Origin of the sequence: Oryzobacter telluris (assembly GCF_043099285.1) — a bacterium.
GTDB classification, from domain to species: domain Bacteria; phylum Actinomycetota; class Actinomycetes; order Actinomycetales; family Dermatophilaceae; genus Oryzobacter; species Oryzobacter telluris.
Map to the genome: position 1 here is coordinate 3726823 of NZ_CP170723.1, position 25711 is coordinate 3752533.

The window sequence follows — 25711 nt, forward strand, 5'->3', positions numbered from 1 at the left end:
GCCCCAGCGTGGCCGCCAGGGGCTCAGGCGCGCGACGCCCGCGCGGTTGACCCGCCGTCCACCGACCGGTGGACGCCGACGGGCCCCCCTCCGTGACGCGCTACGGGGCAGTAGGTGTCGTGATCACGACACGTACTGCCCCGTAGGACGCGGTTCGAGGGTGAGGCGGGTCAGGCGGGAGGAGCGGGGGGAGCCGGTGACGCGGGCGGGGCGGGGGTGGTGCCGGGGCCCTCGGGGGAGGCGGGGGTGGCGCCGGGCCCGGCGGTGTAGCTGCTCGGGGGCGGGATGACGGCGTCGCGCTGGCCGAAGTCGACCCGCGGGGCCTCGCGCTGCTCGCCGACGGCCTCGAAGTACTCGGCCCGCTCGATGTTGAACACGCCCGCGATGATGTTGGAGGGCACCGTCTCGACCTTGGTGTTGAGGTCGCGCACGGTGGCGTTGTAGTAGCGACGGGCCGAGGCGATGCGGTCCTCGGTGGAGGTCAGCTCGGTCTGCAGGGCCATGAAGTTCTCGTTGGCCTTGAGGTCGGGGTACGCCTCGACGATCGCGAGCAGCCGGCCGAGGGCCTGGCTGAGCATGTTCTCGCTCTCGGCCTGCTGGGCCGGCGACTGGCCGGGCGCCATCGCGGCGGAGCGTGCCTTGACGACGTCCTCGAGGGTGCCGCGCTCGTGCGCCGCGTAGCCCTTGACCGTCTCGACGAGGTTGCCGATGAGGTCGTGGCGCCGGGTGAGCTCGACGTCGATCTGGCGCCAGGCCTCCTGCACGAGGTTGCGCAGCTTGATCAGGCCGTTGTAGACGCCGACCGCCCACAGGACGACGCCCAGCAGCAGGACGACGATGATGACGAGCACGATCGTGATGGTCATGACAGCTCCTCGTGGGGACCGGGTTGGCGCGAGCCTACTGGCAGGTCAGGCCAGGCCGAGGTCCTCCAGGCCGAAGACGTGCCGGTACTCCAGGCCCGCCTCGGCGAACTTCTCGGCGGCCCCGGTGGCGCGGTCGGCGATCGTCGCCACGGCGACGACGGTCGCCCCGGCCTCCTGGGCGGCGCGGGCGGCATCGAGGGGCGAGGCCCCGGTGGTCGAGGTGTCCTCGACGACGAGCACCCGCCGGCCCTCGATCGACGGGCCCTCGATGCGCTGCTGGAGCCCGTGCGCCTTGCCGGCCTTGCGCACGACGAACGCGTCGAGGCGCCCGCCCTCGGCGGCGCGGGCGTGCAGCATCGAGGTGGCCACGGGGTCGGCGCCGAGCGTGAGGCCGCCCACGGCGTCGACGTCGAGGTCCTTGACGAGGTCGAGCATGACGCGGCCGACGAGCGGGCTGGCCTCACCGTCGAGGGTGATGCGGCGCAGGTCGACGTAGTAGTCGGCCTCCTTGCCCGAGGAGAGGGTCACGCGGCCGTGGACGATGGCCTTGGCGCGGACGAGGTCGAGGAGGCGGGCGCGGTCGGCGGCGATGTCGGTCACGGCACCCACCGTAGGGCCTGGCACCGAGCCCGGGTCAGCCGCCCGCGGGGCGGGACGGCGGGGGCGGCGCGGCGAAGAACGCGGCGGCATCACCCTCGTAGCCGGGGGTGGCGCGCTGCGCGTGCCAGCGCTGGTGGAGGTCGCGGGCGACCGGTTCCTCGGGCTGCTCGGGCGGGTCGGTGCCGTCCCAGAGGTCGAGGCCGACCCCCAGGGACCCGCCCGTGGGGCTCGCGACGACGGCGGCGGCGAGCCGGTCGAGGAGGTCCGGGGAGAGCCCGTCGAGGAGGGTCCGCGGGCGGCGCCGCTCGGCGAGGACGAGCAGCCGGGCGATGGCGTGGACGTCGTCCGGGCCGAGCCGGGTCCCGGTGAGGAGGAGGGCGCGCAGCTCGGCGAGGAGCCGGGCCCGCACCCACGGGCCGAGGGCCAGGAGGGCATGGCGGTGTGCCGTCTCCTGCCAGTCGGCCGAGCCGGTGCGTAGGAGGTGGCGGTACTCGCGGGCCACCTCGGACTCGACGCCCGGGTCCATCGTCCGATGGTAGGTCGCCGAGGCGGGTGACGACGAGGGCCCGGCGCCCCTGCGATGCCGGGCCCCCGCCGTGTCCCGCTCAGCCCTGCACGGAGCGGTCGAGCAGCCGCTCGGCCGCGGCGCCCAGCGCCTCCTGCATCTCGGGGTCGTGGTCGTACTGGTCGGCGAGCGCGGCGGCGACGATGCCGGCCCCCGCGAACACCTGCCCCTCGTCCCAGCCCTTCGGCGGGCGCGGCCACGGCCACTTGCGCGGCCAGCCGGTGCCGCACCAGTCGTCGATCTCGTCGAGGAACTGCTTGCCGGCGCCCTCGCCCCGGCCGCCGACGACGATGATCGCGCCGTAGAGGACGTTCTGGAGCAGCTGCGCCCCGACCTCCGCCTCGGCGGGCGGGAGCGGCTGCGGGTTGAGCGCGACGGCGTCGACGCGGGTGGTGAAGGAGCCGCGGACCGGGCCCTTCGGGATGATGAAGTCCCAGGCCTGCGGCGGGATCTTCACGACCTTCGACAGGGCCTTCCAGTTCAGGGCCATGACGTCTCCTCGTGGTGGGTGGTCCCGCTCGGTGCGGGTCACCACGAAAGAGGAGGGCGCAGGCCCGCCTGATACAGCCGGGCTCAGCCGCGGACGCGGAACCGGTCGACGGCGCGCATCGCCCCGCCGCGCAGCAGCGGTCGCGGGGTAGCCCGCAGGGCCGCGGTGAGGACCTTCCACTGCCCGCCCGGGACCGAGATCACCTTGCCCGCGGCGACGTCGCGCAGCGCCTGGGCCACGACGACGTCGGCGTCGAGCCAGAGCGCCTGCGGGAGGGCGGAGATCGACATCCGGGCCCGCTGGTGGAACTCGGTGCGGGTGAACCCGGGGCACAGGGCGGTCACGGTGACCCCCGTGCCGGCCAGCTCGCTCGCGAGCCCCTCGGAGAACACGGTGACGAAGGACTTCTCGGCCGAGTAGGTGCCGTTGGCGATGAAGGAGGCGACCGACGAGACGTTGAGGATGCCGCCGCGGCCGCGGGCGCGCATCGCCCGGCCGGCCGCGTGGCAGGTGAGCAGGACGGCGCGGACCATGACGTCCAGGCCCGCCTCCTCCTCCCTCAGGTCGTTGTCGAGGAAGCTGCTGCGGAAGCCGAAGCCGGCGTTGTTGACCAGGAGGTCGACGGGACGGACGTCGTCGGCGAGGCGGTCGCACACCCGCCCGGTCTGCTCGCGGTCGGAGAGGTCGGCGACGAGCACCTCGACCGCGACCCCGTGGCGGTCGCGCAGGGCGGTGGCGAGCTCCTCGAGCCGGGCCCGGTCGCGGGCGACGAGGACGAGGTCGGTGCCCTCGCGGGCGAGTCGCTCGGCGAACGCGCGGCCGATGCCGGCCGACGCTCCGGTGACGAGTGCGGTGCCCACGCCGGGAACGGTAACCCGGCCCCCGCCGCCGGTCGTCGGTGCCCCCACCACCATCGGCGTGCACGTCGGTGGGCCTCGTTAGGGTGGCCGGGTGCGCATCGCCACCTGGAACGTCAACTCCATCCGCTCCCGCATCGACCGCGTCGAGGCGTGGATCGAGCGCTCCGACGTCGACGTCCTGCTCCTGCAGGAGACCAAGGCCACCGACGCCCAGTTCCCGTTCGAGCGGCTGCGGGCCCTGGGGTACGAGGTGGCGCACCACGGCCTCAACCAGTGGAACGGCGTTGCCGTCCTGTCGCGGGTCGGGCTCGACGACGTGCAGGTCGGCTTCCCCGGCGACCCCGGGTGGGGCGAGCCGGTGGCTCCCGAGGCCCGCGCCATCGGCGCCACGTGCGCCGGGGTGCGGCTGTGGTCGGTCTACGTCCCCAACGGGCGGGCGCTCGAGGACCCGCACATGGCCTACAAGCTCGCCTGGCTGGGGCAGCTGCGCGACCGCGCGGTCGAGTGGGCGGCCGACGGCACCCCCGTGGCGCTGTGCGGCGACTGGAACATCGCGCCGCAGGACGACGACGTCTGGTCGATGGAGTACTACCTCGACAAGAGCCACGTCTCCCCCGGTGAGCGGGCGGCCTTCCACGCCTTCCTCGAGGCCGGTTTCGTCGACGTCGTGCGCCCGCACGCCCCCGGCCCGGGCACCTACACGTACTGGGACTACCAGCGCCTCGCCTTCCCGAAGAAGCGCGGCATGCGCATCGACTTCGTCCTGGGGTCGCCGTCGTTCGCGGCGCGCGTGGCCGGCGCCGTCATCGACCGCGAGGAGCGCAAGGGCGCCGGGGCGAGCGACCACGCCCCCGTCGTCGTGCAGCTCGACGACTGAACCTGCCCCGGTCGGGGGCTTCCGGGCCGTCGGTGGTCGGGGTTAGCGTGCCGGGATGACGCGCCGCCCCCACGAGAACGTCGCGACGGTCCTGGTGGACCCCGCGGTGCTCGCCGAGCTCGAGGTGGTCCTCATGCACCTCGACCTGCGGGTGTGGCCGATGGCGACGGCCCCCATCTGCGCCGACGGGCCGCGCCAGGCGTTCCAGTACCGCCGCCGCACCCTGGAGGCCCGGCGCGGTGCGTGGGACGACGCCGCGCACTGGGTGCCGGTGTGGGTGTCGTTCGGGGCGTCGTGGCGGCGTGGCGAGGACCCGCTGCCGTGGGAGGCGCACCGGGTGCTGTGGTCGGCGCTCGCCGGGTACGAGGGGCACGTGCACTACCGGCGGCGCCTCGAGGGCGTGCGCCCGCTGCCGGTGCCCGTCGGCCCCGACGGCGAGGGCGTCCCCCTCGGCCTGCGGCGCGACTGAAGCCGCGCGGGTCAGCGGCCGCTCGGCGTCAGCGGCGCCAGAAGAGGTGGTGGACGACGCCACTGGGGCTCGGGACCTCCTCGTGGTGGAAGCGGTCGAGCAGGTCCTCGGGCCGCTCCCAGAGCCGACCGCCCCGGCCGATCTCGACCGGCGCGACCGCGACGTGCATCGTGTCGACGAGGGCGGCCGCGAGGAACTCCAGCACCGTGGCCACGCCGCCGCCGAGGCGCACGTCCTTGCCGTCGGCCGCCTCCTTGGCCTGCCGCAGCGCCTCGTGGGGGTCGGCGTCGATGAAGTGGAAGGTGGTGTCCGACAACGAGATCGACGGCCGCACGTGGTGGGTCAGGACGAAGACCGGCGTGTGGAACGGCGGCTCGTCTCCCCACCAGCCCTCCCACTCCAGGTCCTCCCACGGCCCCTGCTGCGGGCCGAACTTGCCGCGCCCCATGATCTCGGCGCCGATGTTGTGGGAGAAGTCGCGCGTGAAGTAGTCGTCGAGGCCGCGGGTTCCTCCGGGGTCGGTGCGGTTCGGCCAGCTCGCCGTGGCACCCGCCCAGGCGGCGAGCCTCGACGGGTCGGCGTGGCCGAAGGGCCGCTCGACGCTCTGACCCTCGCCGGTGCCGAACCCGTCGGTGGAGAGCATGAAGTTCTGCACCCGCAGGAGCTGCTCGCGCGGGGCGCTCACGACGCCACCTCCGGTGCGGCCAGGCCGCGCTCGGCGTAGTGGGCCCGGCCTGCGGCGAAGGCGTCCCAGTCCCAGGGCTCGGGTCGCCCGGCCAGGCACGGCTCCAGCCGGTCGAGGGAGGTCTGCAGGCCGACGAGGTAGAGGTTGTCGACCGCCTCCTGCACGTCGGGGACGACGTGGCTCAGCCGCAGGATGCAGCCGGCGTCGGCGGCCTCGAGCTCCCAGCGCATCGTCGACCCCGGCGCGGGGTGGGTGTGCTCGAAGAGCAGCGGCGGCTCCAGGCGCAGGATCGTGCACGTCATCCTCACCGGCTCGTCGGGCGACCTCCCGGAGAAGACCATCTCGCCACCCTCGCGCAGGTCCACGGTGATGTCGGCGTCGAACGGCAGCCACCAGTCGGCGAGGCGCTCGGGCGCGGTGATGGCGTCCCACACGTCGCGCACGTCGTAGGCGAGGTGGCGCTCGAAGCGGATGACGCCACCGTCGGCGGTGCGCTCGAGCACGCCGTCGTAGCGGGTGGTGAGGTCGTCGGTCACGAGGATCGCTCCTTCGGGGGGATGGGTCGGGCGGTGCGTTCGAGGTGGCGCTCGAGGGAGTCCAGGCGCCCGGCCAGCTCGGCGCGGTAGGGCTCGAGCCACTCGTCGAGCTCGCGCAGGGGTTCCGCGCGCAGCCGGTAGAGGCGGCGCTGGGCGTCGCGGCGGACCTCGACGAGGCCGGCGTCGCGCAGCACCTTGAGGTGCCGGGACACCCCGGGCTGGTGCATCCCGACGGCCTCGACGAGCTCGCCCACCGAGCGCTCGCCGCCCCGCACGGCATCGAGGATGCGGCGGCGGGTGGGGTCGGCGATCACCTCGAGGACGGCGAGTCGGCTGGGCACGCACCCAACATACGACACGTCGTATATACGGTCAAGCGGATGTGCGACGCCTCAGGAGCGGCCGAGGATGCCGCTGGCGTAGGCCGCCTGCCCGGCGTGCTGCGCGATGTCGTTGACGACGCTGACGAGGCGGACCGCGAGGGTGACCGGCGGGTCCCAGTCCTCGTCGACGACCCGGTCGAGGTCGTCGTCGGTGAGGCCGACGAGCACCGCGGCCGCGGCCTCCTGGACGGCCGCGTGGTAGCCGCGCAGGTCGGCGCCGGGGACGCGGACCGCGAGCACGTCGTCCCAGGTGTGCCCGTACCCGTGCGCCTCCGCGGGGAAGGGCAGGGCGAAGCGCTCGTACCAGCCGTCGCGGGTCCATACCTGCTCGAGGTCGAAGGCGCCGGCCACGTGGTCGTCGAGGATGCGGGTCAGGTGCCACACGAGCCAGGCGACGGTGTTGGCCCCCGGCGCCGGCGGCCGGGCCAGGTGCTCCTCGTCCGTGGCGTGAAGCACGCCGTTCACGGTCTCGCGCACCCGGGAGAAGGTGTCACCCAGCAGCTCTGCCGACGTCGCCATGCTCCGGACGCTACTCGTCGCGGACGTCCGGCGTCAGAGGCCGAAGGTCGGGGCCGCACCCTCGGCGTGCTCGCGGCGGCGGACGCCGAGCGCGAGCGAGGCCACCGCCCCGAGGGCCGCGGCGATCGACGCCCCGCGGAAGACCCACGCCACCTGGAGGACGGCCGCGTCCTTGAGCGCCTCGGTGTCGGTGGGGTCGGCCAGCCCGCCGACCTCGACGTAGTACTGGTGCAGCCCGATCGCGGTCAGCAGGGCGACGCCCACGACCATCCCCACCATCCGGGCGACGACGACGAGCGCCGAGGCCGTGCCGTGCGACTCCGCCGAGGCCTCGGCCAGGGCGGCGTCGTTGACCGGCGCGAGGGCCAGCCCGATCCCGAGGCCGGTGAGCGCGAGGACGAGGGTGGAGGCGACGAGGTCGTCGAGGCTGCCGCGGCCCCACGTCGTCATCAGGCCGAGCCCGATGGCGGCGAGGGCCAGGCCCGTTCCCGCCACGACCCCGGGCCCGGTGAGCCGCAGCGCCCAGCCGCCGGCGAGCGCACCGACCGGCACCGCGACGAGGAAGCGGACGAGGACGAGCGCGGCCTCGGTCTGGCTGGAGGTGTGCACGAGGCGGGCCAGCAGCGGGACGTCGACGACGACGGCGACGAGCGCCACCCCGACGAGCAGCGACACGACGAGCGCCCAGACGAGCCTCCCCCGCACGAGGCCGCGGGGCACCAGCGGTGCTGCCGACCGGCGGTGGTGCACGACGTAGGCCGCCACCAGCGCGGCGGCGACCGGCAGCAGGGCGTACCCCAGCGGGCCCACGACCTCGCGCTCGGGCTCGGCCGCGGCGAAGGTGAGGACGACGCAGCCCAGGGCCCCCCCGACGAGCACCGCGCCCAGCAGGTCGGCCCGGCGCAGCAGCGCCCACCCGCCCCGCCCGGCGACGACCAGCGTGACGACGAGCAGCACCAGGCCCGCCACCCCGACCGGCGTCGCCAACCGCGAGGTCGAGTCCCCGAACGGCACGAACGGCACCCCGAGCGCCACGCTGGTGACGAGCGGCTCGGGGGCGACGAGCGCGAGCCCGAGGACCCCGGCGGTCACGGCGGACAGCACGAGGGTGACGACGCGCGGCCTCCCCACCGCTCCCCCACCCACGACGACCACGGCCACCGCGAGCAGCACCCCGGCCACGGCGTTGAGCCAGAAGATCGCCCGCCAGTCGGCGACGACGAGGACCAGCGCGCCGAGCACCGGCCCGAGGACGGACCCCAGCTCCTGCACCGCGCCGACGACGCCGAGCGGCACACCGCGCCGGTCCGCCGGCCACAGCTGGGCCACGATGGCGAGGGTTGCCGGGACGAGCCCGCCCCCTCCGACGCCCTGGATGACCCGGCCCGCCACGAGCACCGGCAGCTCGACCGCGAGCGCGGTGACGGCCGACCCGACGACGAACACCGCGAGGCATCCGAGGAGGACGCGCTGGCGGTCGACGAGGTCGGCGAGGCGGCCGATGAGCGGCAGCACCGCGACGTACCCGAGGAGGAAGCCCGAGATGATCGGCGTCGCCCGCTGGAGGGAGTCGATGCCGACCCCCACCCCGCGCATCATGTCGGTGAGCGCGAGGACGACGACGTAGGTGTCGGCGGCGGCGAGCGAGACCGCGACCGCTGCGGTCGCGAGGAGGGCCCTAGGGGCGGGTGACCTCAACGGGCTTCCCGTAGTCGGTGAGGGTGAGGACGTAGGTCGCCGTGGTGCCGGGGAAGAACGGCCCCGTGAGCGAGGCGGTGCGCAGCTCGTCCTTCGCGGTGAGCCCGAAGGTCACCGTGAAGGTGCCCGTGCCGTCGCCGAGGTGGAACAGGTCCTCGATGCGGGTGCCGGGGAGGGTCCCGCCGACCTTGTCGAGGACCTCGCTGCCGGCGCGGGTCTGCCCGTCGGCCTTCGGGGACGCGGCCTCGGTGAGGAGGGAGGAGATGCCCTTGGCGGGGTCGAAGAACAGGGCCGGGTTGGGCGCGTTGAGGGTGGTGAGGTCGGTCTCGACGTAGTCCGGGGTGAAGAACTTCATGTACGCGGTGTCGCCGAGGCAGATGAGGTCGACCGTGCCGGCCACGCCCTCGATCGTGCCGGTGATGGTGCCCGCGAACTTCGGCTCGGAGGCGTCGATGACGCCCGAGCCCTTGGCGGCGGTGACACCGTTCTCGCGCGGGGGGACGTCGCGGCTGGTGAGGTCGAGCGCCACCGTCGTCGCGCCGTCGAAGGCGGACTTGGCGGCGGCGAGCCGCTCGGCCGCCGGCTTGGCCGGGGTCTCGTCCGTCCCCGAGCAGCCGGTCAGCGCGAGGGCGAGGCCGGCGACGGCGAGGACGGAGCGACGGCGCATGGGCGTCAGGCTAACCCGCGCCGAGTCGGCGTCAGGTCAGGCGGAGCGTGTGGCCCGCCTCGTCGACGTCGACCGTCACGCCGTCGCCGTCGCGGACGTCGCCGGAGAGCAGCGCCCGGGCCAGCCGGTCGCCGATCTCGCGCTGGACGAGACGCCGCAGCGGGCGCGCACCGTACGCGGGGTCGTAGCCCTGCTCGGCGAGCCAGGCCCGCGCGGCGTCGGTGACCTCGAGGGTGACCCGACGGTCGCGCAGCCGGGTCGACAGCGCCCGCACCTGGAGCTCGACGATCCGGCCGAGCTCGTCGGTCGACAGCGGGTCGAAGACGACGACCTCGTCGAGCCGGTTGAGGAACTCGGGCTTGAAGGCCTGCCGCACCGCCGCCATCACGGCCTCGTGCTGGTCGCCCGGCGCCAGGGTCGGGTCGACGAGGTACTGCGAGCCGAGGTTGGAGGTCATGACGAGGATGACGTTGCGGAAGTCGACCGTGCGGCCCTGCCCGTCGGTGAGCCGGCCGTCGTCGAGGACCTGGAGCAGGATGTCGAAGGTCTCGGGGTGGGCCTTCTCGACCTCGTCGAGGAGGACGACCGAGTAGGGCCGGCGGCGCACGGCCTCGGTGAGCTGCCCGCCCTCCTCGTACCCGACGTAGCCGGGCGGGGCGCCGATGAGGCGGGCCACCGCGTGCCGCTCCGAGTACTCGGACATGTCGATGCGGACCATCGCCCGCTCGTCGTCGAAGAGGAAGTCGGCGAGCGACTTCGCCAGCTCGGTCTTGCCGACACCGGTCGGCCCGAGGAAGAGGAAGGAGCCGGTGGGGCGGTCGGGGTCGGCGATGCCGGCCCGCGCGCGCCGCACGGCGTCGGACACCGAGCGCACCGCGTCGGCCTGGCCGATGAGGCGCGCGCCGATGATCGACTCCATCGACAGCAGCTTCTCGGTCTCGCCCTGGAGCAGGCGCCCGGCGGGGATGCCGGTCCACGCCGAGATGACCTCGGCGATGTCGTCGGCGCCGACCCGCTCCTTGACCATGAGGTCGCTCGTGTCGATCTGCGACTCGGCCTGCTGGGCGGCCTCGACGTCCTTCTCCAGCGCGGGGATCTCGCCGTAGAGGACGCGCGACGCCCCCTCGTAGTCGCCCTCGCGCTGGAGCCGGTCGGCGCGGGTGCGCAGGTCGTCGAGGTGGGCCTTGAGCTCGCCGAGGCGGTTCAGCCCGGCCTTCTCCGACTCCCACCGCGCGGTGAGCGCCGACAGCTCCTCGGTCTTCTCGGCGAGGTCGGCACGCAGCCGCTCGAGCCGCTCGACCGACGCGTCGTCGGTCTCCTTGGCCAGGTGCAGCTCCTCCATCCGCAGCCGGTCGACGGCACGGCGCAGCACGTCGATCTCGACGGGGCTGGAGTCGATCTCCATCCGCAGGCGCGACGCGGCCTCGTCGACGAGGTCGATGGCCTTGTCCGGCAGCTGCCGCCCGCTGATGTAGCGGTCGGACAGGGAGGCGGCGGCGACCAGCGCCGAGTCCTCGATCTCGACCTTGTGGTGCGCCTCGTAGCGCTCCTTCAGGCCGCGCAGGATGGCGATGGTGTCCTCCACCGACGGCTCGCCGACGTAGACCTGCTGGAAGCGGCGCTCGAGTGCGGGGTCCTTCTCGACGTGCTCGCGGAACTCGTCGAGGGTCGTGGCGCCGACCAGCCGCAGCTCGCCGCGGGCCAGCATCGGCTTGAGCATGTTGCTCGCGTCCATCGCCGACTCGCCGGTGGCGCCCGCCCCGACGACGGTGTGGAGCTCGTCGATGAAGGTGACGACCTGGCCGTCGGAGGCCTTGATCTCCTCGAGCACGGCCTTGAGCCGCTCCTCGAACTCGCCGCGGTACTTGGCGCCGGCCACCATCGCGCCGAGGTCGAGGGCGATGAGCCGCTTGCCCCGCAGCGACTCGGGGACGTCGCCGTCGACGATCCGCTGGGCCAGCCCCTCGACCACCGCGGTCTTGCCGACACCGGGCTCGCCGATGAGGACGGGGTTGTTCTTCGTGCGCCGCGAGAGGACCTGCACCACGCGCCGGATCTCGCCGTCCCGCCCGATGACGGGGTCGAGCTTGCCGTCGCGGGCCATCTCGGTGAGGTCGGTGCCGTACTTCTGCAGCGCCTCACCGGCCTCCTGCGGATCCTCGCTCGTCACGGTCGCGCCGCCGCGCAGCCGGTCGAGCTCGGCCTCGAGGGCTGTGGCGTCACCCTGCACCGCGCCCTTCTCGACGAGGGCGAGGAGCAGCGCGTCGGTCGAGAGGTGGGTGTCGCCGCGCGCGGCCATGAGGGTGGACGCGTGCTGGAGCACGGCCAGCGCCGCCTGCCCGAGGCCCGGGGTCGCCATCGACGAGCCGCTGCTGCGGGGCAGCCCCTCGAGGACGCCGCGCGCGGCCCGCGCCACGGCCTGCGCGGACGTGCCGGCGGCGGTGAGCAGCGCGGGCGTCGTCGTGTCCTGCTGCTCGGCGAGGGCCAGCGCGAGGTGCGACGGGGTGATCTCGGGGTGGCCGGCGCCCTGGGCGGCGCGCTGCGCCACCGCGAGCGCCTCGGCCACGCGGGTGGTGGGCTTCAGCTCCATGCGGGACTCTCCTCGGACGGGAGGGGACGGGGGTTCCTCCGGTCCAACCTCACCAGAGTTGAGCGTATTCCGCTCAACTGCGTGCTCGCAACGGGCAGACCAAGCGCTCAGACGGGTCCCGGGGGCGGGTTCCTCGGCTCGGGGTCGTACCAGCCCCCGTGCTCCTCGACGAGCGCCTCGAAGCGGTCGCGCAGCCCGCCCTCGACCGGGCCCGACTCGTCGCCGACGTTGTCCTCGCGGACGTACACGGCCCACTCGTGGGCCTCGGAGTCGTCCTCCCCGGCCAGCGCCTCGCGGATGACCCGGACGTCGGTGAAGCCCTCGTCGGCGAGCTCGGCCGCGACCTCATCGGCGACGTCCTTCTCGGGGAAGACCAGCAGGTGCTCGCTCACGCCCCGAGCATGGCACGCCGGGCCACTCAGCAGGTCGCGGAGATGGGCGCGGCCGACTCGTCCGCCGGGACCGACGGCGTCGGTGAGGAGGTGGAGGTCGTGCTCGGCGTGGGGGTCGACGACGGCGACGCCGAGGCCGAGGGCGACGGGCTGGCCGTGGGCGCGCGCACGCCCTTCTCGACGAGCGCCCGGATCTTGGCGAAGTCCGGGTCGGCGGGCCGCACGACCTTGCTCGTGACCGGCAGCGACCGGATCGACCCGCCGTCCTGGATGCGCAGGACGAGGTCGACCCACGCCTGTAGCTCGCTCTGCGGGATGGTGATCCGCACGTTGTCCTTCACGGCCTTGGCGATCCTCGGGTAGTTCGCGAACAGCGAGACCGGGTCGGCCTGGGTGAGCAGGGCCCCGGCGACGCAGCGCTGGCGGCGCATCCGGCTGAAGTCGTCGCTGCCGGCGCGCGACCTGGCGTACCAGAGGGCGCGGCGGCCGTCGAGCTTCTGCAGGCCGGGCTCGATCCACTCGACCTTGCCGTTGTTCGTCCACTTGATGCCGCCGCCGGGGAGCGACGAGCACTCGACGCACACCCGCTCGCGGGCGTTGACCTCCACGCCCCCCATGGCGTCGACGAGCTCCTTGAAGCCCTTGAGGTCGATGACGACCGACCGCTGGATGTCGAGCCCGGTGATCTCCCCGAGGACGTCGATCGTGGACGTCAGGCCCGGGTTGGGGTCGTCGGGGAAGAGGTCCGGGTGGTCGGTGGCGAGGGTCCAGATGCCGTTCATCAGGCACTCGTCGCCGCAGTTGTAGCCGTTGGGCCACAGCCGGTGCAGCGGGTTGCTCGCGGGGATCGGGACGTTCTCGAGGTTGCGCGGGATGCCGATGAGCAGGGCGTCACCGGTCCTGGTGTCGATGCTGACCACCATCATCGAGTCGGTGCGCACCCCCACCCGGTCGCGGCCGGCGTCGGAGCCGAGCAGCGCGATGTTGACGCGCGGGATGTCGGCCCACGGGTCGGGCTGCTCGGGGTCGGCGATGTGGCCCTCGCCGAAGCCGTCGGAGAACACGTCGTTGATGACGCTGGCCTGCACGCCGACGTACCGCACCGCCACGGCGGCGGGGGCGGCGACCACCGCGCACATCAGCGCCGCGAACAGCACCCGCAGCCACCGGCCCTCGCGGATCCGCGGCCACGACTGCTGCGCCGTGAGGACGATGGAGCCGACCCACACGACGGACCCGACCAGCACGACGAGCGCGACGACCTGCAGGGCCTTGGTGTTGACCGCGGTGTCGAGGGCGGTGCGGATGATGCCGTCCTGCACGAAGGACCAGACCACGGACCCGACGAGGGCCACGACGACGGCGATGAGGACCCAGCCCAGCGCCTTCCAGCGGGTGCGCAGCAGCCCCGCACCGGGGAGCACCGTGCCCAGCGCGACGCGGCGGTAGTACGACGACGGCGGGTAGCGCCGTTCGGCACGGCGCATCGGCGGCTCGGCGTCACCGGTCCGTCGGGACGACCCGGATTGGTCGTCGGGCATGGCCCACCATCGCTCTCGGCAGGTCAGGGGTCGCGCGGCACTGGGCTGGACCGCGCGATCTGTCGTGGGAACGATAGACGCCCGCGCTGGGAGCGTGGGGCAGGACGACCACGACGTGGTCGAATGGCGCGATGAGCAGCCACGCGGCACGTCCGCAGGTCGAGGCGAGTGACCGTCGGCGCCAGGTGGCGGTGACCCTGGCCGAGGTGTTCTGCGTCGTCGGCACGCTGGTGGGGGTCGGCGTCCTCGGGACCCGGGTGGAGGAGTCGTCGGGCGGCGCGCTGGCCGCGGATGCCACCCTCCTCGCGCCCGCCGGGCCGGCCTTCCTCGTCTGGACGCCGATCTACCTCGGGCTCGCCGCGTACACCGTGTGGCAGTGGCTGCCCGAGCAGACGACCGACCGGCGGCACCGCGCCATCGGGTGGCTCGTCGCCGCCTCGATGGTGCTGAACGCGCTGTGGCTCCTCGTGACCCAGCAGGGGTGGATCTGGGTGAGCGTCGGCGTCATCGCGGCGCTGGCCGGGGTGCTCGGGCTGCTCGTGCGGCGGCTCACCGAGAACCCGTCGTACGGCTCCGTCGAGGCGGTCGTCGTCGACGGCACGTTCGGCCTCTACCTCGGGTGGGTGGCCGTGGCGGCGTGCGCCAACGTCACCGCCGCGTTCGTGTCGAGCGGGGTCGACCCGGGCCCGGCCGTGGCGCAGGGCCTGGCGGTCGTCGTCCTCGTCGTGGCGGCGGTGCTCAGCCGGGTGTTCGCCGAGCGACTGGGTGGCCGGTGGGCCGTGGCCGTGGCGATGGCGTGGGGACTGGCGTGGATCGCCTACGGCCGGGTGGCCGACGAGCCGCGCTCGGTCGTCGTGGGGCTGGCCGCGCTCGTCGCGGCGCTCGTCGTCCTCGCGGCCGTGACCCGCGCGCAACGGCTCGTTCGGGGGGTTGTCAGCGGCACCGACCGGGAGTAGACCGGACGGAGCACGCGCACCCTGTCGGCGCGGGGAGAGGGGCCTGCATGACGGAGCCCGGACCGCTGTTCCACGTCACCGCACCCGACGGCCACCGCGCGCCGTTCTACGCCCTCCAGCTCGACGAGGACGGGCGCAACCGCGGCCCCCTGACGACCACGCACCTCCTGGACACCCTCCGGGCCGGCGACACCACCGACGTCTTCGTGTTCTGCCACGGCTGGAACAACGACTGGGACACCGCGCTCGCCCGCTACCGCGACTTCATCGAGGAGTTCCAGGGGGTGCGGGCCCGGACGGGCGTGCAGCTGGGCCGGGACTTCCGGCCGGTGCTCGCCGGGATCTTCTGGCCCTCCACCGCCCTCGTCTGGCCGTGGGAGGAGGGGCCGGCGCCCGCCGCGGCCGGCGAGAACCCGCCCGACCCGGCCGTGCGCGAGGCCGTCGACTCGCTGGCGCAGGTGGTGCCCGGTGCCGACCGCGACCGCTTCTACGCCCTGGTCGAGACCCCGGAGCTGGACCGGGAGGGCACGGCGCGCGAGCTCGCCGCCATCCTCGCCGCGGCCCAGCCGGGCGGCGACGAGGAGCTCGGGGACGACGGGTCCGACGCGTCGGCCGACGACCTGCTGGCCGCCTGGTCCGCCCTCGACGCCGAGCTCGGGGCCGGGCCGGCGATCCCGGTCGACCCGTTCGACTTCGGGGCCCCGGCCGCGGCGCCCGGTGGCGGCGGCCCGCTCGCCGGGCCGGGTGGGCCGGAGGCGGCCGGGCTGCTCGACGTCCTCAACCCGCGCAACCTCATCCGCGCGCTGACCGTGCGCCAGATGAAGGACCGCGCCGGCACCGTGGGGACCCGCGGGGTGGGACCGCTGCTGCGCGACGTCCAGGCGGCGGCACCCACGGCCCGCGTGCACGTCATCGGCCACTCGTACGGCGCGCGCGTGCTGCTCAACGCGGTGGCCCGCCCCGAGGGCGCGCCCCTCCCCCGGCCGGTCGACTCGATGCTGCTGCTCCAGCCCGCGGTCAACCACCTGTGCTTCTCGCCCTCCCTCCCTGACCAGCCGGGGGCCGTGGGCGGCTACCGCCCGGCGCTGGCGCAGGTGCGGCTGCCGATCCTGTCGACGTTCTCGCCGCACGACTTTCCCCTCACCAAGGTGTTCCACCTCGCGCTGTGCCGGCAGAAGGACCTGGGCGAGATCGGGGTGGCCGGGGCCGGGGAACCGCCGAACCGGTTCGCGGCGCTCGGGGGCTTCGGACCCCGCGGCGAGGTGCCGTTCCGGCGGACCCCCACGCTGCTACCGCCGCCCGGGGTCGCGCCACGGCCCGAGGACTTCTACGACCTGGGCCCCGGCGGCCCGGAGGTGTGGGCGCTCGACGGGGCGGGCTCCATCACGGGGCACGGCGACGTCACCAACCCGACGACCGCCTGGGCCCTGCTCAACCTGGTCAAGGCGTCCTGAGCGGCGGAAGGAGACCTCGATGGCGATGCGCCTGCAGCGCGAGCACTCGCTCCCGGTCGTGGCGGTGCGCCTGGACCAGGAGGGCTACACCCCCGTCGCCCGGGTCGACCTGCTCGTCAACGAGGACGGCGAGCAGGCGGTGCACGGGTCGCGCACGGTGACCCTCGACGACCTCGGCTGCGACGCCCGCGAGTCGGCGATGCGGGTGCCCCCGGAGCTCGTCGACTTCGTGGGCGGCTGGACGCACGACGTCCTCGAGCCCGACCGGGCCCTCTGGCTGCACCTCGTCAAGCCGTACGGGTCCCTGGGGGCCGTGCCGTGGGAGCGCGACCTCGTCCCGGCGATCGGGCGCCCCCTCCTGCGGCTGCCCGACGTCCTCCCCGAGCCGAGCCGGTCGACCTCCACCTTCGTCGTGGCCCTCGTCGCCACGGCTCCCGCGCCGGAGGGCGCGCCGCCCGCACCCGGGCTGGTGGCGCCGGTGGCCGGGGCCCTCGCCCGTGGCCTGGGCCCGAGGCTGCACCTGCACGTCTTCGCCGACGAGGGCACCGAGCGGGAGGTGCAGGCGGCGCTGGAGCCGCTCGGCATCGCGCGCCTCGACATCCACCACCCCCGACCCGAGCGGCGCACGAGCGCGGACGGGGACCTGCGCAACGCCTGGCTGCGCTGGGTCCGCGACGACCTCGAGGGCCGCTCGCTCGACGCGGTGCACTTTCTCGCGCACGGCACGAGCCTGGGCAGCCACGGGGCCGTCCTCACCCCGCTGCAGCCGACCGCCGACCGGGCGTACCCCGTCTCCCTCGAGGCGAGCGACCTCGAGGCCTTCCTCAACCGGGTCGGCGCCCTCGTCGTCGGCTTCACCCGGCTCCCGGACAACTGGTCGGACTACGGGTTGCGGATGCTCGCGGACGACCTCGGCTCGCGGCGGGCCGGTCCGGTGGTGCTCCACGACCCCTCCCTCGACCCGAGCCACGACGCCGTGGCCGGCTGCTACGCCTTCCTCGCCGACCCCGTGCCCGGACGACCTCCCGTCAGCCCCGGCCTGCAGCTGTACGCCCAGCCGCGGCAGGTCGCCGACGACCACGCGTCGCAGGCGCCGTCGGGCGGCTCGGCCGACCTCGCGCCCTCGGCGGCCGTGCAGGCCCACTTCGACAAGGAGGAGACCCCCGCGTGGCTGGCGGCGGCGCAGCGGTACCTGGAGCAGCAGGAGGCCCAGGTGATGCGCTTCGAGAGCGAGTCGCGCACGCGCACCCCCACGGCGGCCGAGGTCGCGCACTTCGACGGGGTGGCCGCGGCGGTCCGCAAGGCACGCGGCGTCATCGACAAGCACGCGGAGCGGACGCTGTGAAGGAGGTCGTGGTCTACGTCGACCCCGCGGCCGGGATGCCGGGGGCGGCCTGCCGCATCGAGTCGCCGTTCGACGTGCCGGACGTCGTCAGCTTCCTCACCGTGGACGACCTCACCCAGCTCGTACCGCCCGGGGTCGTCCGCCAGCTCGGCGAGGGGCTCTCGGACCGGATCCGGCAGAACCCCACCGTGCAGCAGGTGCTCGACCTCGTGCTCGCGCACCCTCCGGGTCAGGTCAGCCTGCCGATCCTCTTCCGCGTCGGCGACCCGCTGGCGCACAGCCTGTCGTGGGAGGCGCTCGTCGCGGGGAACGACTTCCTCGCCCTCGGCGAGCGCTGGCCGATCGCGCGGATCGCCCGTGGGTCCACCCTCGACCGCGACCCCGTGCGGCCGTTCGTGCCCCCGCTGCGGCTGATGTGCGTGCTGTCCGCGGTCGGGCAGGACGCCGCCGAGGAGTGGACGGGGATCCACGCCGCGGTGACCGCGGCCCGGGCGGCCGGCCTGCCGGTGCAGGTCACGCTCGTCTCGGGCGACGAGGCCGGGGTGCTCGAGCCCGCCCGGGCGCTCGGCGACCCGGACCTCACCGTCGTCGCCCTGCCCAACCCCGCGGCCGACGTCCCGGTCCTCGCCCTCGTCGAGAACAGCCAGCCGCACATCCTCCACGTGTTCGGGCACGGGGCGATCGCCAACGACATCGGGATGGTCGAGCTCGGCACCATCGGCGACTTCGAGCGCGCCGACGGCACGAGCTCGGTGCTCGTGCGGGCCGAGGAGCTCGGTCTGGCCGCGCGCCGCACGGGGGCGTGGTGCGTCGTGCTCAACATCTGCCGGGGCGCGGAGGCGGGGTCGGCGGCCCTGACCCACGCGGAGGAGGTCGTCGCGCACGGGGTGCCGGCGGCCGTCGGGATGCGGCGCCAGGTCGACGTCGACGACGCCAACGCCTTCTCCCGCGAGTGGTACCCGGGCGTCCTCGCCGCGGTGCAGCGGGTCGTGGCGGCGGGGGCGGGGCAGCACGAGCTCGCGTGGTCCGACACCCTCGTCGCCGCACGCCGGCGGCTGCGCGACCTCCACGGCGGCAACCCGGGCGACGACGACACGTGGACCCTGCCGGTGCTCTACAAGCTGCCCGGACCCTTCCGGCTCGAGCTGCCGCCGGCCGGGGTGGGCGAGAACCAGGAGCGGACCCGGCTCTCCGAGGGCGACACCCTCGGCGGCCTCATCGACGTCCTGCCCGCGGGGGCCGACGCGAGCATCGCCGCGGAGCTGCGCGGTCTCGTGCCATGAGCCTGCCGACCGAGATCCGGCTCAGCGCGTTCACCGACGCCGCGACCCCGGTGGAGGCGACGCTCGACGCCGAGGCGCGCCGGTGGGGCGTGCGCGGGTCGATGCTGCGGCCGCAGCGCCCGCTCGCCCCTCCGGCCGGGCCCGACCCGGGCGACTGGCGGCACCCGGACGTCGGGTACGGGGTGCTGCTGCCGGACGACGACCTCGTGCCCGTCGCCGACCGGGCCGTGGGGGCCGACGCACCGGCAGCCGTGCGCCACCTGCTGGCCGAGCGGCCCGGGGCGGTGGTGCTGCGGTACCGGCCCGACCTCGGCACCGACCGGGTGGCCCGCTACCTGCCCGACGGCCGGCGCCAGGACCTCGAGGTGGGGGTGAGCGTCTTCGGGACCGGGCCGGGCCGCATCCCCCGCTTCGTCCTCGTCGTGGGCCCGCCCACGCAGGTGCCGTGGACGGTGCAGCTCTCGCTCAACCGGCGGCACTTCGTGGGCCGGCTCGACCTCGGCGAGGCCGGGCTCGAGCGGTACGTCGAGGCGCTGCTCGCCGACTGGGCCGGTGCGCGGCCGGCGGCGGGCGAGGCCGTCGTCTGGAGCACGGCCCACGACGCCATGACCCGCACGATGGACATCACCGTCGCGGCGCAGGTGCAGGGCGCGCTGGCCACGGACAGCGAGATCACCGTGCACCGCTTCGCCGGCCCCACGGCGACGCTCGACACCCTGCGGACGACGCTGGCCGAGCGGCGGCCCGGCCTGGTCGTCACGAGCAGCCACGGCATGACCGCGCCGCTGGACGACCTCGACGCGATGCGGGCGACCCTCGGCGTGCCGGTCGACCAGACCCTCACCGGCCTCGACCCGGCGGCCCTGCTGGAGGACTGGTCCCCCGGCGGCGCGGTCTGGGTCGCCCAGGCGTGCTGCTCGGCGGGGAGCAACCTCGGGACCTCCTACACCGGGCTGCTCCCCGCCGGGTCCGTCGCCGACCGGGTCGTCGCCGGGGTGGCGGCGCTGGGGCCGCAGGTGTCGCCGCTGCCGCGCGCCCTGCTCGAGGCCGACCCGCCGCTGGCCGCGTTCGTCGGCCACGTCGAGCCCACCTTCGACTGGACCCTCGTCGTCCCCGACACGGGCCAGCACGTCGTCACCGAGCTGGTCCGCGGCGTCTACCCCCGCCTGTTCAGCCGCCAACCGGTCGGCCTGGCCCTGGCGGAGTACTACGCCGGCGTCGGGGCGCTCTACGGCAAGCTCTCCGACGCCAGGGACGACGTCGACGCCGAGGTCGAGGGGGCCCGCGAGCGCGCGACGTACTACAAGCTCACGGCCCTCGACCGCGAGAGCCTCGTCGTCCTCGGCGACCCGACGGTGATGGTCGGGGCCCTCCCCAGCCAGCAGTGAGGCCGCGGCGCGCTCAGCCGGGGAAGGCGCTGCGGTAGATCGCCTCCAGCTCGGGCGAGTACGCGTCGCTCGCGCCGCAGACCCCCACCTGGCCGTCGCCGCCGGAGACGAGGTAGCGCTTGCCGAGCTCGAAGCGCGGGGCCCCGACGAGCGCGGTGTCGACCTCGGGCGGCACGGTGACGGCCACCGTGCCGGCGCGCTCGCCGGCGTACCAGTGCGAGGGCGTGAGGGTGGCGGTGTCGCCGACGACCGACGTGACGACGCCGTCGAAGGCGTACTGGGCCGGGGCGAGGAGCTCGGGCGAGAGGGCCATGCACATCGACGTCGCGGGGTCGCCGCCCTGCACGGCGAGGGTGAGGCCCGGGCGCTGGGCCACCGGCGCCTTCGGTGCCGGGTCACCGGCGAGGACGCCGGACAGGGCCACCGCCGCCACGGCGGCCGCGGCCGCCCCCGCGACGGCCGGGACGAGCCAGCGCGGCCGTCGGGGCGGCGGCGTGATGCCGAGCTCCTGGGTGGCGGGGTCGAGGGGGCTGCGGGTGAGCTCGGACACGAGGACCTCCAGGGACGACGGGTCCAGCCGGGGGTCCCGGCCGGCGAGGGGGTCGGCGCGCTGCAGCCTGTCGCGCAGGTCGGCGTCCGGGCCGTCGGCCCGGTCGGCCGGGGTGCTGCCTTCTGGTGTCATCGCTCCTCCTTCCCTCGTCCCGTCTGTGTCCGGTCGGCGTCCCGGTCTTTCGTGGGCGGCCCGCCCAGGAGGTCGCGCAGCCTCGCCTTCGCCCGGTGCAGCCGGATGCTCACCGCGTTCGGCGTGATGTCGAGGGCGACGGCGATCTCGCTGGGGGACAGCCCTTCCCACGCCCAGAGGGCGACGACCTCGGCCTCCGTGGGGGTGAGCCGGGCCAGCGCCGCGTGGAGGTCGAGGTCGTCGGCTGCCGCCGTCTCCTCGGGTCCGGTCACGGGGCGCGGCGGGTCGACGACGACGAGCCGGGCGACGAGCGCCGCGCGGCGGCGGGCTCCCCGCCGCGCGTTGGCGAGGCAGCCCCGGGCCACGCCGTACGCCCACGGGAGGGCGGCATCCGGCGGGACCTCGTCGCGGCGCCGCCAGAGGACGAGCAGGGTGTCGCCGAGGACGTCGGCCGCCGTCTCGTGGTCGGCCCGGCGCAGGAGGTAGCGCAGCAGCGGCTGGTGGACGGCGTGGACGAGCGCCTCGAAGCGCCGGGCGTCCTCACCCACGGCGCCGGGCCCGACCCGCTCCGTCACGTCCACACCACACTCGTGTCCGGCACACCCGCGAGTCTTTCAGCGGCGCGTGGGTGGGCTCCACACGACGAGGGCCTGAGAGCGCTCGTGCCGCGGGCGCTGCCCGAGGCGGGTGGCGTAGACGTCGCCGGTGGGCGACACCGAGAACACCCGGGTGCCCTGGCCCGAGGACTCGCGCACGGCCGCCAGCTCGGCGGCGAGCTCGACGACCCGGGCACGCAGCGCGTCGACCTGGTTCTCGAGCTCGAGGATGCGGGCGATCCCCGGGAGGGACACCCCTTCCTCCTGCGAGAGCCGCTGCACCTCGCGCAGCAGGACGACGTCGCGCTGCGAGTACCGCCGGCCACCCCCGCGGGTGCGCGACGGCGTGACGAGGCCGAGGCGGTCGTACTGGCGCAGGGTCTGCGCGTGCATCCCCGCGAGCTCGGCCGCCACCGAGATGACGAACACCGGGGTGTCGTCGTCGGGGGCGAACGCGGAGCGGTCGACGGGGGTCACGGCGGCCTCCCTCAGGTCTCGGCGCGCTCGATGAGCCCGGCCCGCGGGTCGAAGTCCGCCTCCTCCGCGGCGAGCGCCTCGAGGGCCTCGCGCGCGGTGTCGCTGAGGCGCTGCGGCACGACCACGCTGACCCGGGCGAGGAGGTCGCCGGTGCCGTGGCGGCCGACGACGCCGCGGCCCTTGACGCGCAGCACCCGACCGCTGGGCGTGCCCGGCGCGACCTTGACCCGCACCGACGAGCCGTCGAGGGTCGGGACGCGCACGGTGGCACCGAGCGCCGCCTCGGCGAAGGTGACCGGGAGGTCGACGGTGAGGTCGTCGCCGTCGCGCCCGAACACCGGGTGCTTCTCGACGCTGACGGTGAGGATGAGGTCGCCCCGGGGAGCGCCGCGGTCGCCCGCGGACCCCTTGCCGCGCAGGCGGATCTTCTGCCCGTCCTTGACGCCGGCCGGGATCTTCGTCGTGATGCGGGCGCCCTCGGCGGTGGTGAGGGTGACCGTGGCGCCCTCGACGGCGTCGCGGAAGCTCAGGCTCGTGCGGGCCTGCACGTCGTTGCCCTTGCGGGGGCCGCGCGGGGCGCCGAAGCCCGAGAACGGGTCGGCCCCACCGCGGCCCGCGTCGGCGGCACCGCCTCCGAACATCTGGGCGAGGAGGTCGTCGAGGTCGGGCTGGCCGGCACCGGCACCGCCGGGCCCGCCCTGCTGGAAGCGGACCCGCTGGCCGCCGCCCCCGCCGAACGCGCTGAAGACGTCCTCGAACCCGCCGTTGCCGCCGGGCCCGCCGGCACGGAAGCGGGCGCCGCCCCCCGCCATCGAGCGCACGGCGTCGTACTCCTGGCGCTGCTTCTTGTCGCTGAGCACCGAGTGGGCCTCACCGACGTCCTTGAAGCGCTGCTCGGCGGCGTCGTTCCCGGCGTTGCGGTCGGGGTGGAACTGCCGGGCGAGCTTGCGGTACGCCTTCTTGATGGCCGCGTCGTCGGCGTCCTTCGGGACGCCGAGGATCGCGTAGAAGTCCTTCTCGAACCAGTCCTGGCTGGCCACGGGCGCCTCCTCTCGGCTGCCGTCGGGCGGGGTCAGTCGCGGTCGGCGACCGCGACGCGAGCAGGCCGCAGGACCTGCTCACCGGCACGGTAGCCGGGCTGCAGCACGGTGACGACCGTGGTCGACGACGCGTCGACCGGGAGGTCGGGGTCGCCCTCCGGCCACGGCGCGTGCATCAGGGCCTCGTGGCGCATCGGGTCGAAGGCCTCGCCCTTGGCGCCGAAGCGCTCGAGGCCGTAGCGCCCGAGGGAGCCCTCGAGCTTGTCGGCGATCGCCGCGAACGGCCCACCGGCGAGGTCGCCGTGGTCGCGCGCCGCCTGGATGTCGTCGAGGACGGGCAGCAGCGACTCGAGGACGTCGCGCACCGCACGCTCCTGCACCAGGGCCCGGTCGCGGTCGACGCGGCGCTTGTAGTTGACGTACTCGGCCTGGAGGCGCTGGAGGTCGGCGAGCCGCTCGGCGGCCAGCACGGTGTCGGGGTGGTCGCCGAACGGTCCCTCGTCGCCACGGTCGGCCGGAGCCGGCCCACCGGCAGCGGCCCCGGCGGGGGTGGCCCCGCCGTGCGGGGCCACCTCCTCGCCGTCGTTGACCGACTCGGTGTTGATGGCGTCGTCGGCGCTGTCGTCGACGACGTCACCCTCGAGGGCCACGTCCTCCGGCGCGACGTCGTCGTGCGGGGTGGAGGGGTCGGTCACTTCTTCTCCTCGTCGTCCTCGACGACCTCGGCGTCGACGACGTCGTCGTCACCCGCGTCGGAGGCCGGCTGGCCGCCGTCGGTGGACTCGGCGCCGGGGACGTCGCCGGACTCGCCCTGCTCGGCCGCGGCCGCGTACATCGCCGCGCCCATCTCCTGCGACTTCGTGTTCAGGTCGTCGATCTTGGCCTGGATGTCGTCGCGCGAGGCGCCGGAGTCGGGCTTGATCGCGTCCTTGAGGGCGACGAGGGCCTCGTCGACCGGGCCGCGCAGCTCGGGGCTGACCTTGTCGCCGGACTCGGCGAGGAACTTCTCGGTGGAGAACACGAGCGACTCGCCCATGTTGCGGGTCTCGGTCTCCTCGCGACGGGTCCTGTCCTCCTCGGCGTGAGCCTCGGCGTCCTTGACCATCCGCTCGATCTCCTCCTTCGACAGGGCGGACCCGCCGGAGATGGTGATCTTCTGCTCCTTGCCGGTGCCCCGGTCCTTCGCGGAGACGTTGACGATGCCGTTGGCGTCGATGTCGAAGGTGACCTCGACCTGCGGCACGCCACGCGGCGCCGGCGCGATGCCGGAGAGCTCGAAGGTGCCGAGCGGCTTGTTCTGCTGCGCGATCTCGCGCTCGCCCTGGAAGACCTGGATGAGCACCGAGGGCTGGTTGTCCTCGGCTGTGGAGAAGACCTCGCTGCGCTTGGTCGGGATGGCCGTGTTGCGCTCGATGAGCTTGGTGAACAGGCCGCCCTTGGTCTCGATGCCCAGGCTCAGCGGCGTGACGTCGATGAGGAGGACGTCCTTGCGCTCGCCCTTGAGGACACCGGCCTGGAGGGACGCGCCGAGCGCGACGACCTCGTCGGGGTTGACGCCCTTGTTGGGCTCCTTGCCACCGGTCAGCTCCTTGACGAGCGCAGAGACGGCCGGCATGCGGGTGGAGCCGCCGACGAGGACGACGTGGTCGATGGCGGCCAGGTCGATGCCGGCGTCCTTGATGACGTTCTGGAACGGCTGCTTGGTGCGGTCGAGGAGGTCCTTGGTCATCTGCTCGAACTGGGCGCGGGTCAGCGTCTCGTCGAGGTGGATGGGGCCGTTCTCGGACATCGAGAGGTACTGCAGCGACAGGTTCGTGCTCGAGGCCGAGGAGAGCTCCTTCTTGGCCTGCTCCGCCGCGTCGCGCAGGCGCTGCATCGCGATCTTGTCCTTGGACAGGTCGACGCCCGAGGTGTTCTTCACCGTGGTGAGCAGGTGGTTGACCACGCGCTCGTCCCAGTCGTCGCCGCCGAGCTGGTTGTCCCCGGAGGTCGCGCGGACCTGGATGGTGGAGAAGCCGTCGTCGGGGTCCTTGCCGACCTCGAGGAGGGAGACGTCGAAGGTGCCGCCGCCGAGGTCGAAGACGAGGATGAGCTCGTCCTCCTTGCCCTTGTCCAGGCCGTAGGCCAGGGCCGCGGCGGTGGGCTCGTTGACGATGCGCAGGACGTTCAGGCCCGCGATCTCGCCGGCCTCCTTGGTGGCCTGGCGCTCGTGGTCGTCGAAGTACGCGGGGACGGTGATGACGGCGTCGGTCACGGCCTCGCCGAGGTAGGACTCGGCGTCGCGCTTGAGCTTCTGCAGGATGCGGGCGCTGATCTCCTGCGCGGTGTACTTCTTGCCGTCGACGTCGTCGGACGCCCAGTCGGTGCCCATGTGGCGCTTGACCGAGCGGATGGTGCGGTCGGCGTTGGTGACGGCCTGGCGCTTGGCGATCTCGCCGACGAGCACCTCACCGCCCTTGGAGAACGCGACGACCGACGGGGTGGTGCGACCGCCCTCGGCGTTCGCGATGATGGTGGGCTCGCCGCCCTCGAGGACGGCGACGGCGCTGTTCGTGGTGCCGAGGTCGATACCGACTGCACGGGCCATGGTGGCTGGTCTCCTTCAGTGCTGACTACGGGGTTGAGTGCTTGGGACTCAAGATAGACCGGCGGCTCGGGTTGACCAAACTCGCCGGTCGAAACTTGCGTTCACCCGACTCAACTCTGCGCGGTGCGCTGGTGTTCCCGGACCGGGACCCGGCGTCGAGGGGGC

27 protein-coding genes are annotated in these 25711 nt (G+C 74.4%); 7 read left to right on the top strand and 20 right to left on the bottom strand.

Annotation, left to right across the window (positions count from 1 at the left end; genetic code table 11):
- Positions 1-170 precede the first annotated feature (170 nt).
- The 5 genes from ACFLFB_RS17415 to ACFLFB_RS17435 form a co-directional block, all read right to left on the bottom strand.
- A complete protein-coding gene (locus ACFLFB_RS17415) occupies positions 171-866 on the bottom strand; it encodes a LemA family protein (protein ID WP_392543426.1) in 696 nt (231 codons plus the stop codon).
- A gap of 45 nt (positions 867-911) precedes the next feature.
- Positions 912-1466 (bottom strand): orotate phosphoribosyltransferase, encoded by a 555-nt coding sequence (gene pyrE / locus ACFLFB_RS17420; protein ID WP_392543427.1) that lies wholly within the window; start codon positions 1464-1466, stop codon positions 912-914.
- A gap of 34 nt (positions 1467-1500) precedes the next feature.
- The gene (locus tag ACFLFB_RS17425) at positions 1501-1992 is read right to left on the bottom strand and encodes a hypothetical protein (RefSeq protein WP_392543428.1); all 492 of its coding nucleotides are present in this window, start codon (positions 1990-1992) and stop codon (positions 1501-1503) included.
- A gap of 79 nt (positions 1993-2071) precedes the next feature.
- On the bottom strand, positions 2072-2521 hold the full coding sequence (locus ACFLFB_RS17430) for a hypothetical protein (RefSeq protein WP_392543429.1): 450 nt from the start codon (positions 2519-2521) through the stop codon (positions 2072-2074).
- Positions 2522-2604: 83 nt separating this feature from the next.
- On the bottom strand, positions 2605-3381 hold the full coding sequence (locus ACFLFB_RS17435) for an SDR family NAD(P)-dependent oxidoreductase (RefSeq protein ID WP_392543430.1): 777 nt from the start codon (positions 3379-3381) through the stop codon (positions 2605-2607).
- A gap of 91 nt (positions 3382-3472) precedes the next feature.
- Between ACFLFB_RS17435 and ACFLFB_RS17440 the strand changes: the two genes are divergently transcribed.
- Together ACFLFB_RS17440 and ACFLFB_RS17445 are read left to right on the top strand one after the other, a co-directional pair.
- Positions 3473-4258, top strand: coding sequence for an exodeoxyribonuclease III (locus ACFLFB_RS17440; protein ID WP_392543431.1), 786 nt, complete (start codon positions 3473-3475; stop codon positions 4256-4258).
- A 55-nt stretch (positions 4259-4313) separates the two neighbouring features.
- Positions 4314-4727, top strand: a complete 414-nt coding sequence (locus ACFLFB_RS17445) for a hypothetical protein (RefSeq protein WP_392543432.1) — start codon at positions 4314-4316, stop codon at positions 4725-4727.
- 28 nt (positions 4728-4755) lie between these two features.
- On the opposite strand, the gene ACFLFB_RS17450 is transcribed toward ACFLFB_RS17445, so the two are convergent.
- From ACFLFB_RS17450 to ACFLFB_RS17490, 9 genes are all read right to left on the bottom strand, one after another.
- Complete coding sequence (locus ACFLFB_RS17450) at positions 4756-5370, bottom strand: dihydrofolate reductase family protein (RefSeq protein WP_392545445.1); 615 nt, start codon at positions 5368-5370, stop codon at positions 4756-4758.
- Positions 5371-5408: 38 nt separating this feature from the next.
- A complete protein-coding gene (locus ACFLFB_RS17455; protein WP_392543433.1) occupies positions 5409-5948 on the bottom strand; it encodes an SRPBCC family protein in 540 nt (179 codons plus the stop codon).
- Positions 5945-6289 (bottom strand): ArsR/SmtB family transcription factor, encoded by a 345-nt coding sequence (locus tag ACFLFB_RS17460; RefSeq protein ID WP_392543434.1) that lies wholly within the window; start codon positions 6287-6289, stop codon positions 5945-5947. Before ACFLFB_RS17460 ends, ACFLFB_RS17455 begins: the two co-directional genes overlap by 4 nt.
- Before the next feature lie 51 nt (positions 6290-6340).
- A complete protein-coding gene (locus ACFLFB_RS17465; protein WP_392543435.1) occupies positions 6341-6850 on the bottom strand; it encodes a mycothiol transferase in 510 nt (169 codons plus the stop codon).
- A 33-nt stretch (positions 6851-6883) separates the two neighbouring features.
- Positions 6884-8548 (bottom strand): MFS transporter, encoded by a 1665-nt coding sequence (locus tag ACFLFB_RS17470; RefSeq protein WP_392543436.1) that lies wholly within the window; start codon positions 8546-8548, stop codon positions 6884-6886.
- Positions 8529-9215 carry an LppX_LprAFG lipoprotein gene (locus tag ACFLFB_RS17475; protein WP_392543437.1) on the bottom strand — a complete coding sequence of 229 codons (687 nt, stop codon included), beginning with the start codon at positions 9213-9215 and terminating at the stop codon, positions 8529-8531. Before ACFLFB_RS17475 ends, ACFLFB_RS17470 begins: the two co-directional genes overlap by 20 nt.
- A 31-nt stretch (positions 9216-9246) precedes the next feature.
- The gene (gene clpB, locus ACFLFB_RS17480; RefSeq protein WP_392543438.1) at positions 9247-11805 is read right to left on the bottom strand and encodes an ATP-dependent chaperone ClpB; all 2559 of its coding nucleotides are present in this window, start codon (positions 11803-11805) and stop codon (positions 9247-9249) included.
- Between the two features lie 107 nt (positions 11806-11912).
- The gene (locus ACFLFB_RS17485; protein ID WP_392543439.1) at positions 11913-12197 is read right to left on the bottom strand and encodes a hypothetical protein; all 285 of its coding nucleotides are present in this window, start codon (positions 12195-12197) and stop codon (positions 11913-11915) included.
- A gap of 26 nt (positions 12198-12223) precedes the next feature.
- On the bottom strand, positions 12224-13738 hold the full coding sequence (locus ACFLFB_RS17490) for an LCP family protein (RefSeq protein WP_392543440.1): 1515 nt from the start codon (positions 13736-13738) through the stop codon (positions 12224-12226).
- Between the two features lie 131 nt (positions 13739-13869).
- Here ACFLFB_RS17490 and ACFLFB_RS17495 point away from each other — a divergent pair, with 131 nt between their 5' ends.
- From ACFLFB_RS17495 to ACFLFB_RS17515, 5 genes are read left to right on the top strand one after another with little or no spacing between them, the layout of a single operon-like run.
- Positions 13870-14694 (top strand): TspO/MBR family protein, encoded by an 825-nt coding sequence (locus ACFLFB_RS17495; protein WP_392543441.1) that lies wholly within the window; start codon positions 13870-13872, stop codon positions 14692-14694.
- 47 nt (positions 14695-14741) lie between these two features.
- Entirely contained in the window at positions 14742-16148 is a 1407-nt protein-coding gene (locus ACFLFB_RS17500) for a hypothetical protein (RefSeq protein WP_392543442.1), read from the top strand.
- 19 nt (positions 16149-16167) lie between these two features.
- A complete protein-coding gene (locus ACFLFB_RS17505) occupies positions 16168-17493 on the top strand; it encodes a hypothetical protein (protein WP_392543443.1) in 1326 nt (441 codons plus the stop codon).
- Positions 17490-18776: a CHAT domain-containing protein gene (locus ACFLFB_RS17510; protein ID WP_392543444.1), complete on the top strand. Its 1287-nt coding sequence runs from the start codon at positions 17490-17492 to the stop codon at positions 18774-18776. The genes ACFLFB_RS17505 and ACFLFB_RS17510 overlap by 4 nt, the downstream gene beginning before the upstream one ends.
- Positions 18773-20164, top strand: a complete 1392-nt coding sequence (locus ACFLFB_RS17515; RefSeq protein ID WP_392543445.1) for a hypothetical protein — start codon at positions 18773-18775, stop codon at positions 20162-20164. The genes ACFLFB_RS17510 and ACFLFB_RS17515 overlap by 4 nt, the downstream gene beginning before the upstream one ends.
- 13 nt (positions 20165-20177) lie before the next feature.
- Here ACFLFB_RS17515 and ACFLFB_RS17520 read toward each other — a convergent pair whose 3' ends face one another.
- The 6 genes from ACFLFB_RS17520 to dnaK are packed head-to-tail and all read right to left on the bottom strand — an operon-like array spanning position 20178 to position 25546.
- Positions 20178-20846 carry a hypothetical protein gene (locus ACFLFB_RS17520; RefSeq protein WP_392543446.1) on the bottom strand — a complete coding sequence of 223 codons (669 nt, stop codon included), beginning with the start codon at positions 20844-20846 and terminating at the stop codon, positions 20178-20180.
- Positions 20843-21421, bottom strand: a complete 579-nt coding sequence (locus ACFLFB_RS17525; protein WP_392543447.1) for an RNA polymerase sigma factor — start codon at positions 21419-21421, stop codon at positions 20843-20845. The genes ACFLFB_RS17520 and ACFLFB_RS17525 overlap by 4 nt, the downstream gene beginning before the upstream one ends.
- A 39-nt stretch (positions 21422-21460) precedes the next feature.
- Entirely contained in the window at positions 21461-21919 is a 459-nt protein-coding gene (locus ACFLFB_RS17530) for a heat shock protein transcriptional repressor HspR (RefSeq protein ID WP_392543448.1), read from the bottom strand.
- An 11-nt stretch (positions 21920-21930) separates the two neighbouring features.
- The gene (locus tag ACFLFB_RS17535) at positions 21931-22959 is read right to left on the bottom strand and encodes a DnaJ C-terminal domain-containing protein (RefSeq protein WP_392543449.1); all 1029 of its coding nucleotides are present in this window, start codon (positions 22957-22959) and stop codon (positions 21931-21933) included.
- 32 nt (positions 22960-22991) lie between these two features.
- The gene (gene grpE / locus ACFLFB_RS17540; RefSeq protein WP_392543450.1) at positions 22992-23654 is read right to left on the bottom strand and encodes a nucleotide exchange factor GrpE; all 663 of its coding nucleotides are present in this window, start codon (positions 23652-23654) and stop codon (positions 22992-22994) included.
- The gene (gene dnaK / locus ACFLFB_RS17545) at positions 23651-25546 is read right to left on the bottom strand and encodes a molecular chaperone DnaK (RefSeq protein ID WP_392543451.1); all 1896 of its coding nucleotides are present in this window, start codon (positions 25544-25546) and stop codon (positions 23651-23653) included. Before dnaK ends, grpE begins: the two co-directional genes overlap by 4 nt.
- Positions 25547-25711 lie beyond the last annotated feature (165 nt).

What these genes read in the sequence shown, in the direction of transcription:
- ACFLFB_RS17465 (WP_392543435.1), bottom strand. Translation starts at nt 6,850, where the DNA reads ATGGCGACGTCGGCAGAGCTGCTGGGTGACACCTTCTCCCGGGTGCGC.
- ACFLFB_RS17445 (WP_392543432.1), top strand. Translation starts at nt 4,314, where the DNA reads ATGACGCGCCGCCCCCACGAGAACGTCGCGACGGTCCTGGTGGACCCC.
- ACFLFB_RS17515 (WP_392543445.1), top strand. Translation starts at nt 18,773, where the DNA reads ATGAGCCTGCCGACCGAGATCCGGCTCAGCGCGTTCACCGACGCCGCG.
- ACFLFB_RS17425 (WP_392543428.1), bottom strand. Translation starts at nt 1,992, where the DNA reads ATGGACCCGGGCGTCGAGTCCGAGGTGGCCCGCGAGTACCGCCACCTC.
- ACFLFB_RS17490 (WP_392543440.1), bottom strand. Translation starts at nt 13,738, where the DNA reads ATGCCCGACGACCAATCCGGGTCGTCCCGACGGACCGGTGACGCCGAG.
- ACFLFB_RS17500 (WP_392543442.1), top strand. Translation starts at nt 14,742, where the DNA reads ATGACGGAGCCCGGACCGCTGTTCCACGTCACCGCACCCGACGGCCAC.
- ACFLFB_RS17450 (WP_392545445.1), bottom strand. Translation starts at nt 5,370, where the DNA reads ATGCTCTCCACCGACGGGTTCGGCACCGGCGAGGGTCAGAGCGTCGAG.
- clpB (WP_392543438.1), bottom strand. Translation starts at nt 11,805, where the DNA reads ATGGAGCTGAAGCCCACCACCCGCGTGGCCGAGGCGCTCGCGGTGGCG.
- ACFLFB_RS17520 (WP_392543446.1), bottom strand. Translation starts at nt 20,846, where the DNA reads ATGACACCAGAAGGCAGCACCCCGGCCGACCGGGCCGACGGCCCGGAC.
- ACFLFB_RS17505 (WP_392543443.1), top strand. Translation starts at nt 16,168, where the DNA reads ATGGCGATGCGCCTGCAGCGCGAGCACTCGCTCCCGGTCGTGGCGGTG.
- ACFLFB_RS17475 (WP_392543437.1), bottom strand. Translation starts at nt 9,215, where the DNA reads ATGCGCCGTCGCTCCGTCCTCGCCGTCGCCGGCCTCGCCCTCGCGCTG.
- ACFLFB_RS17415 (WP_392543426.1), bottom strand. Translation starts at nt 866, where the DNA reads ATGACCATCACGATCGTGCTCGTCATCATCGTCGTCCTGCTGCTGGGC.
- ACFLFB_RS17430 (WP_392543429.1), bottom strand. Translation starts at nt 2,521, where the DNA reads ATGGCCCTGAACTGGAAGGCCCTGTCGAAGGTCGTGAAGATCCCGCCG.
- ACFLFB_RS17495 (WP_392543441.1), top strand. Translation starts at nt 13,870, where the DNA reads ATGAGCAGCCACGCGGCACGTCCGCAGGTCGAGGCGAGTGACCGTCGG.
- dnaK (WP_392543451.1), bottom strand. Translation starts at nt 25,546, where the DNA reads ATGGCCCGTGCAGTCGGTATCGACCTCGGCACCACGAACAGCGCCGTC.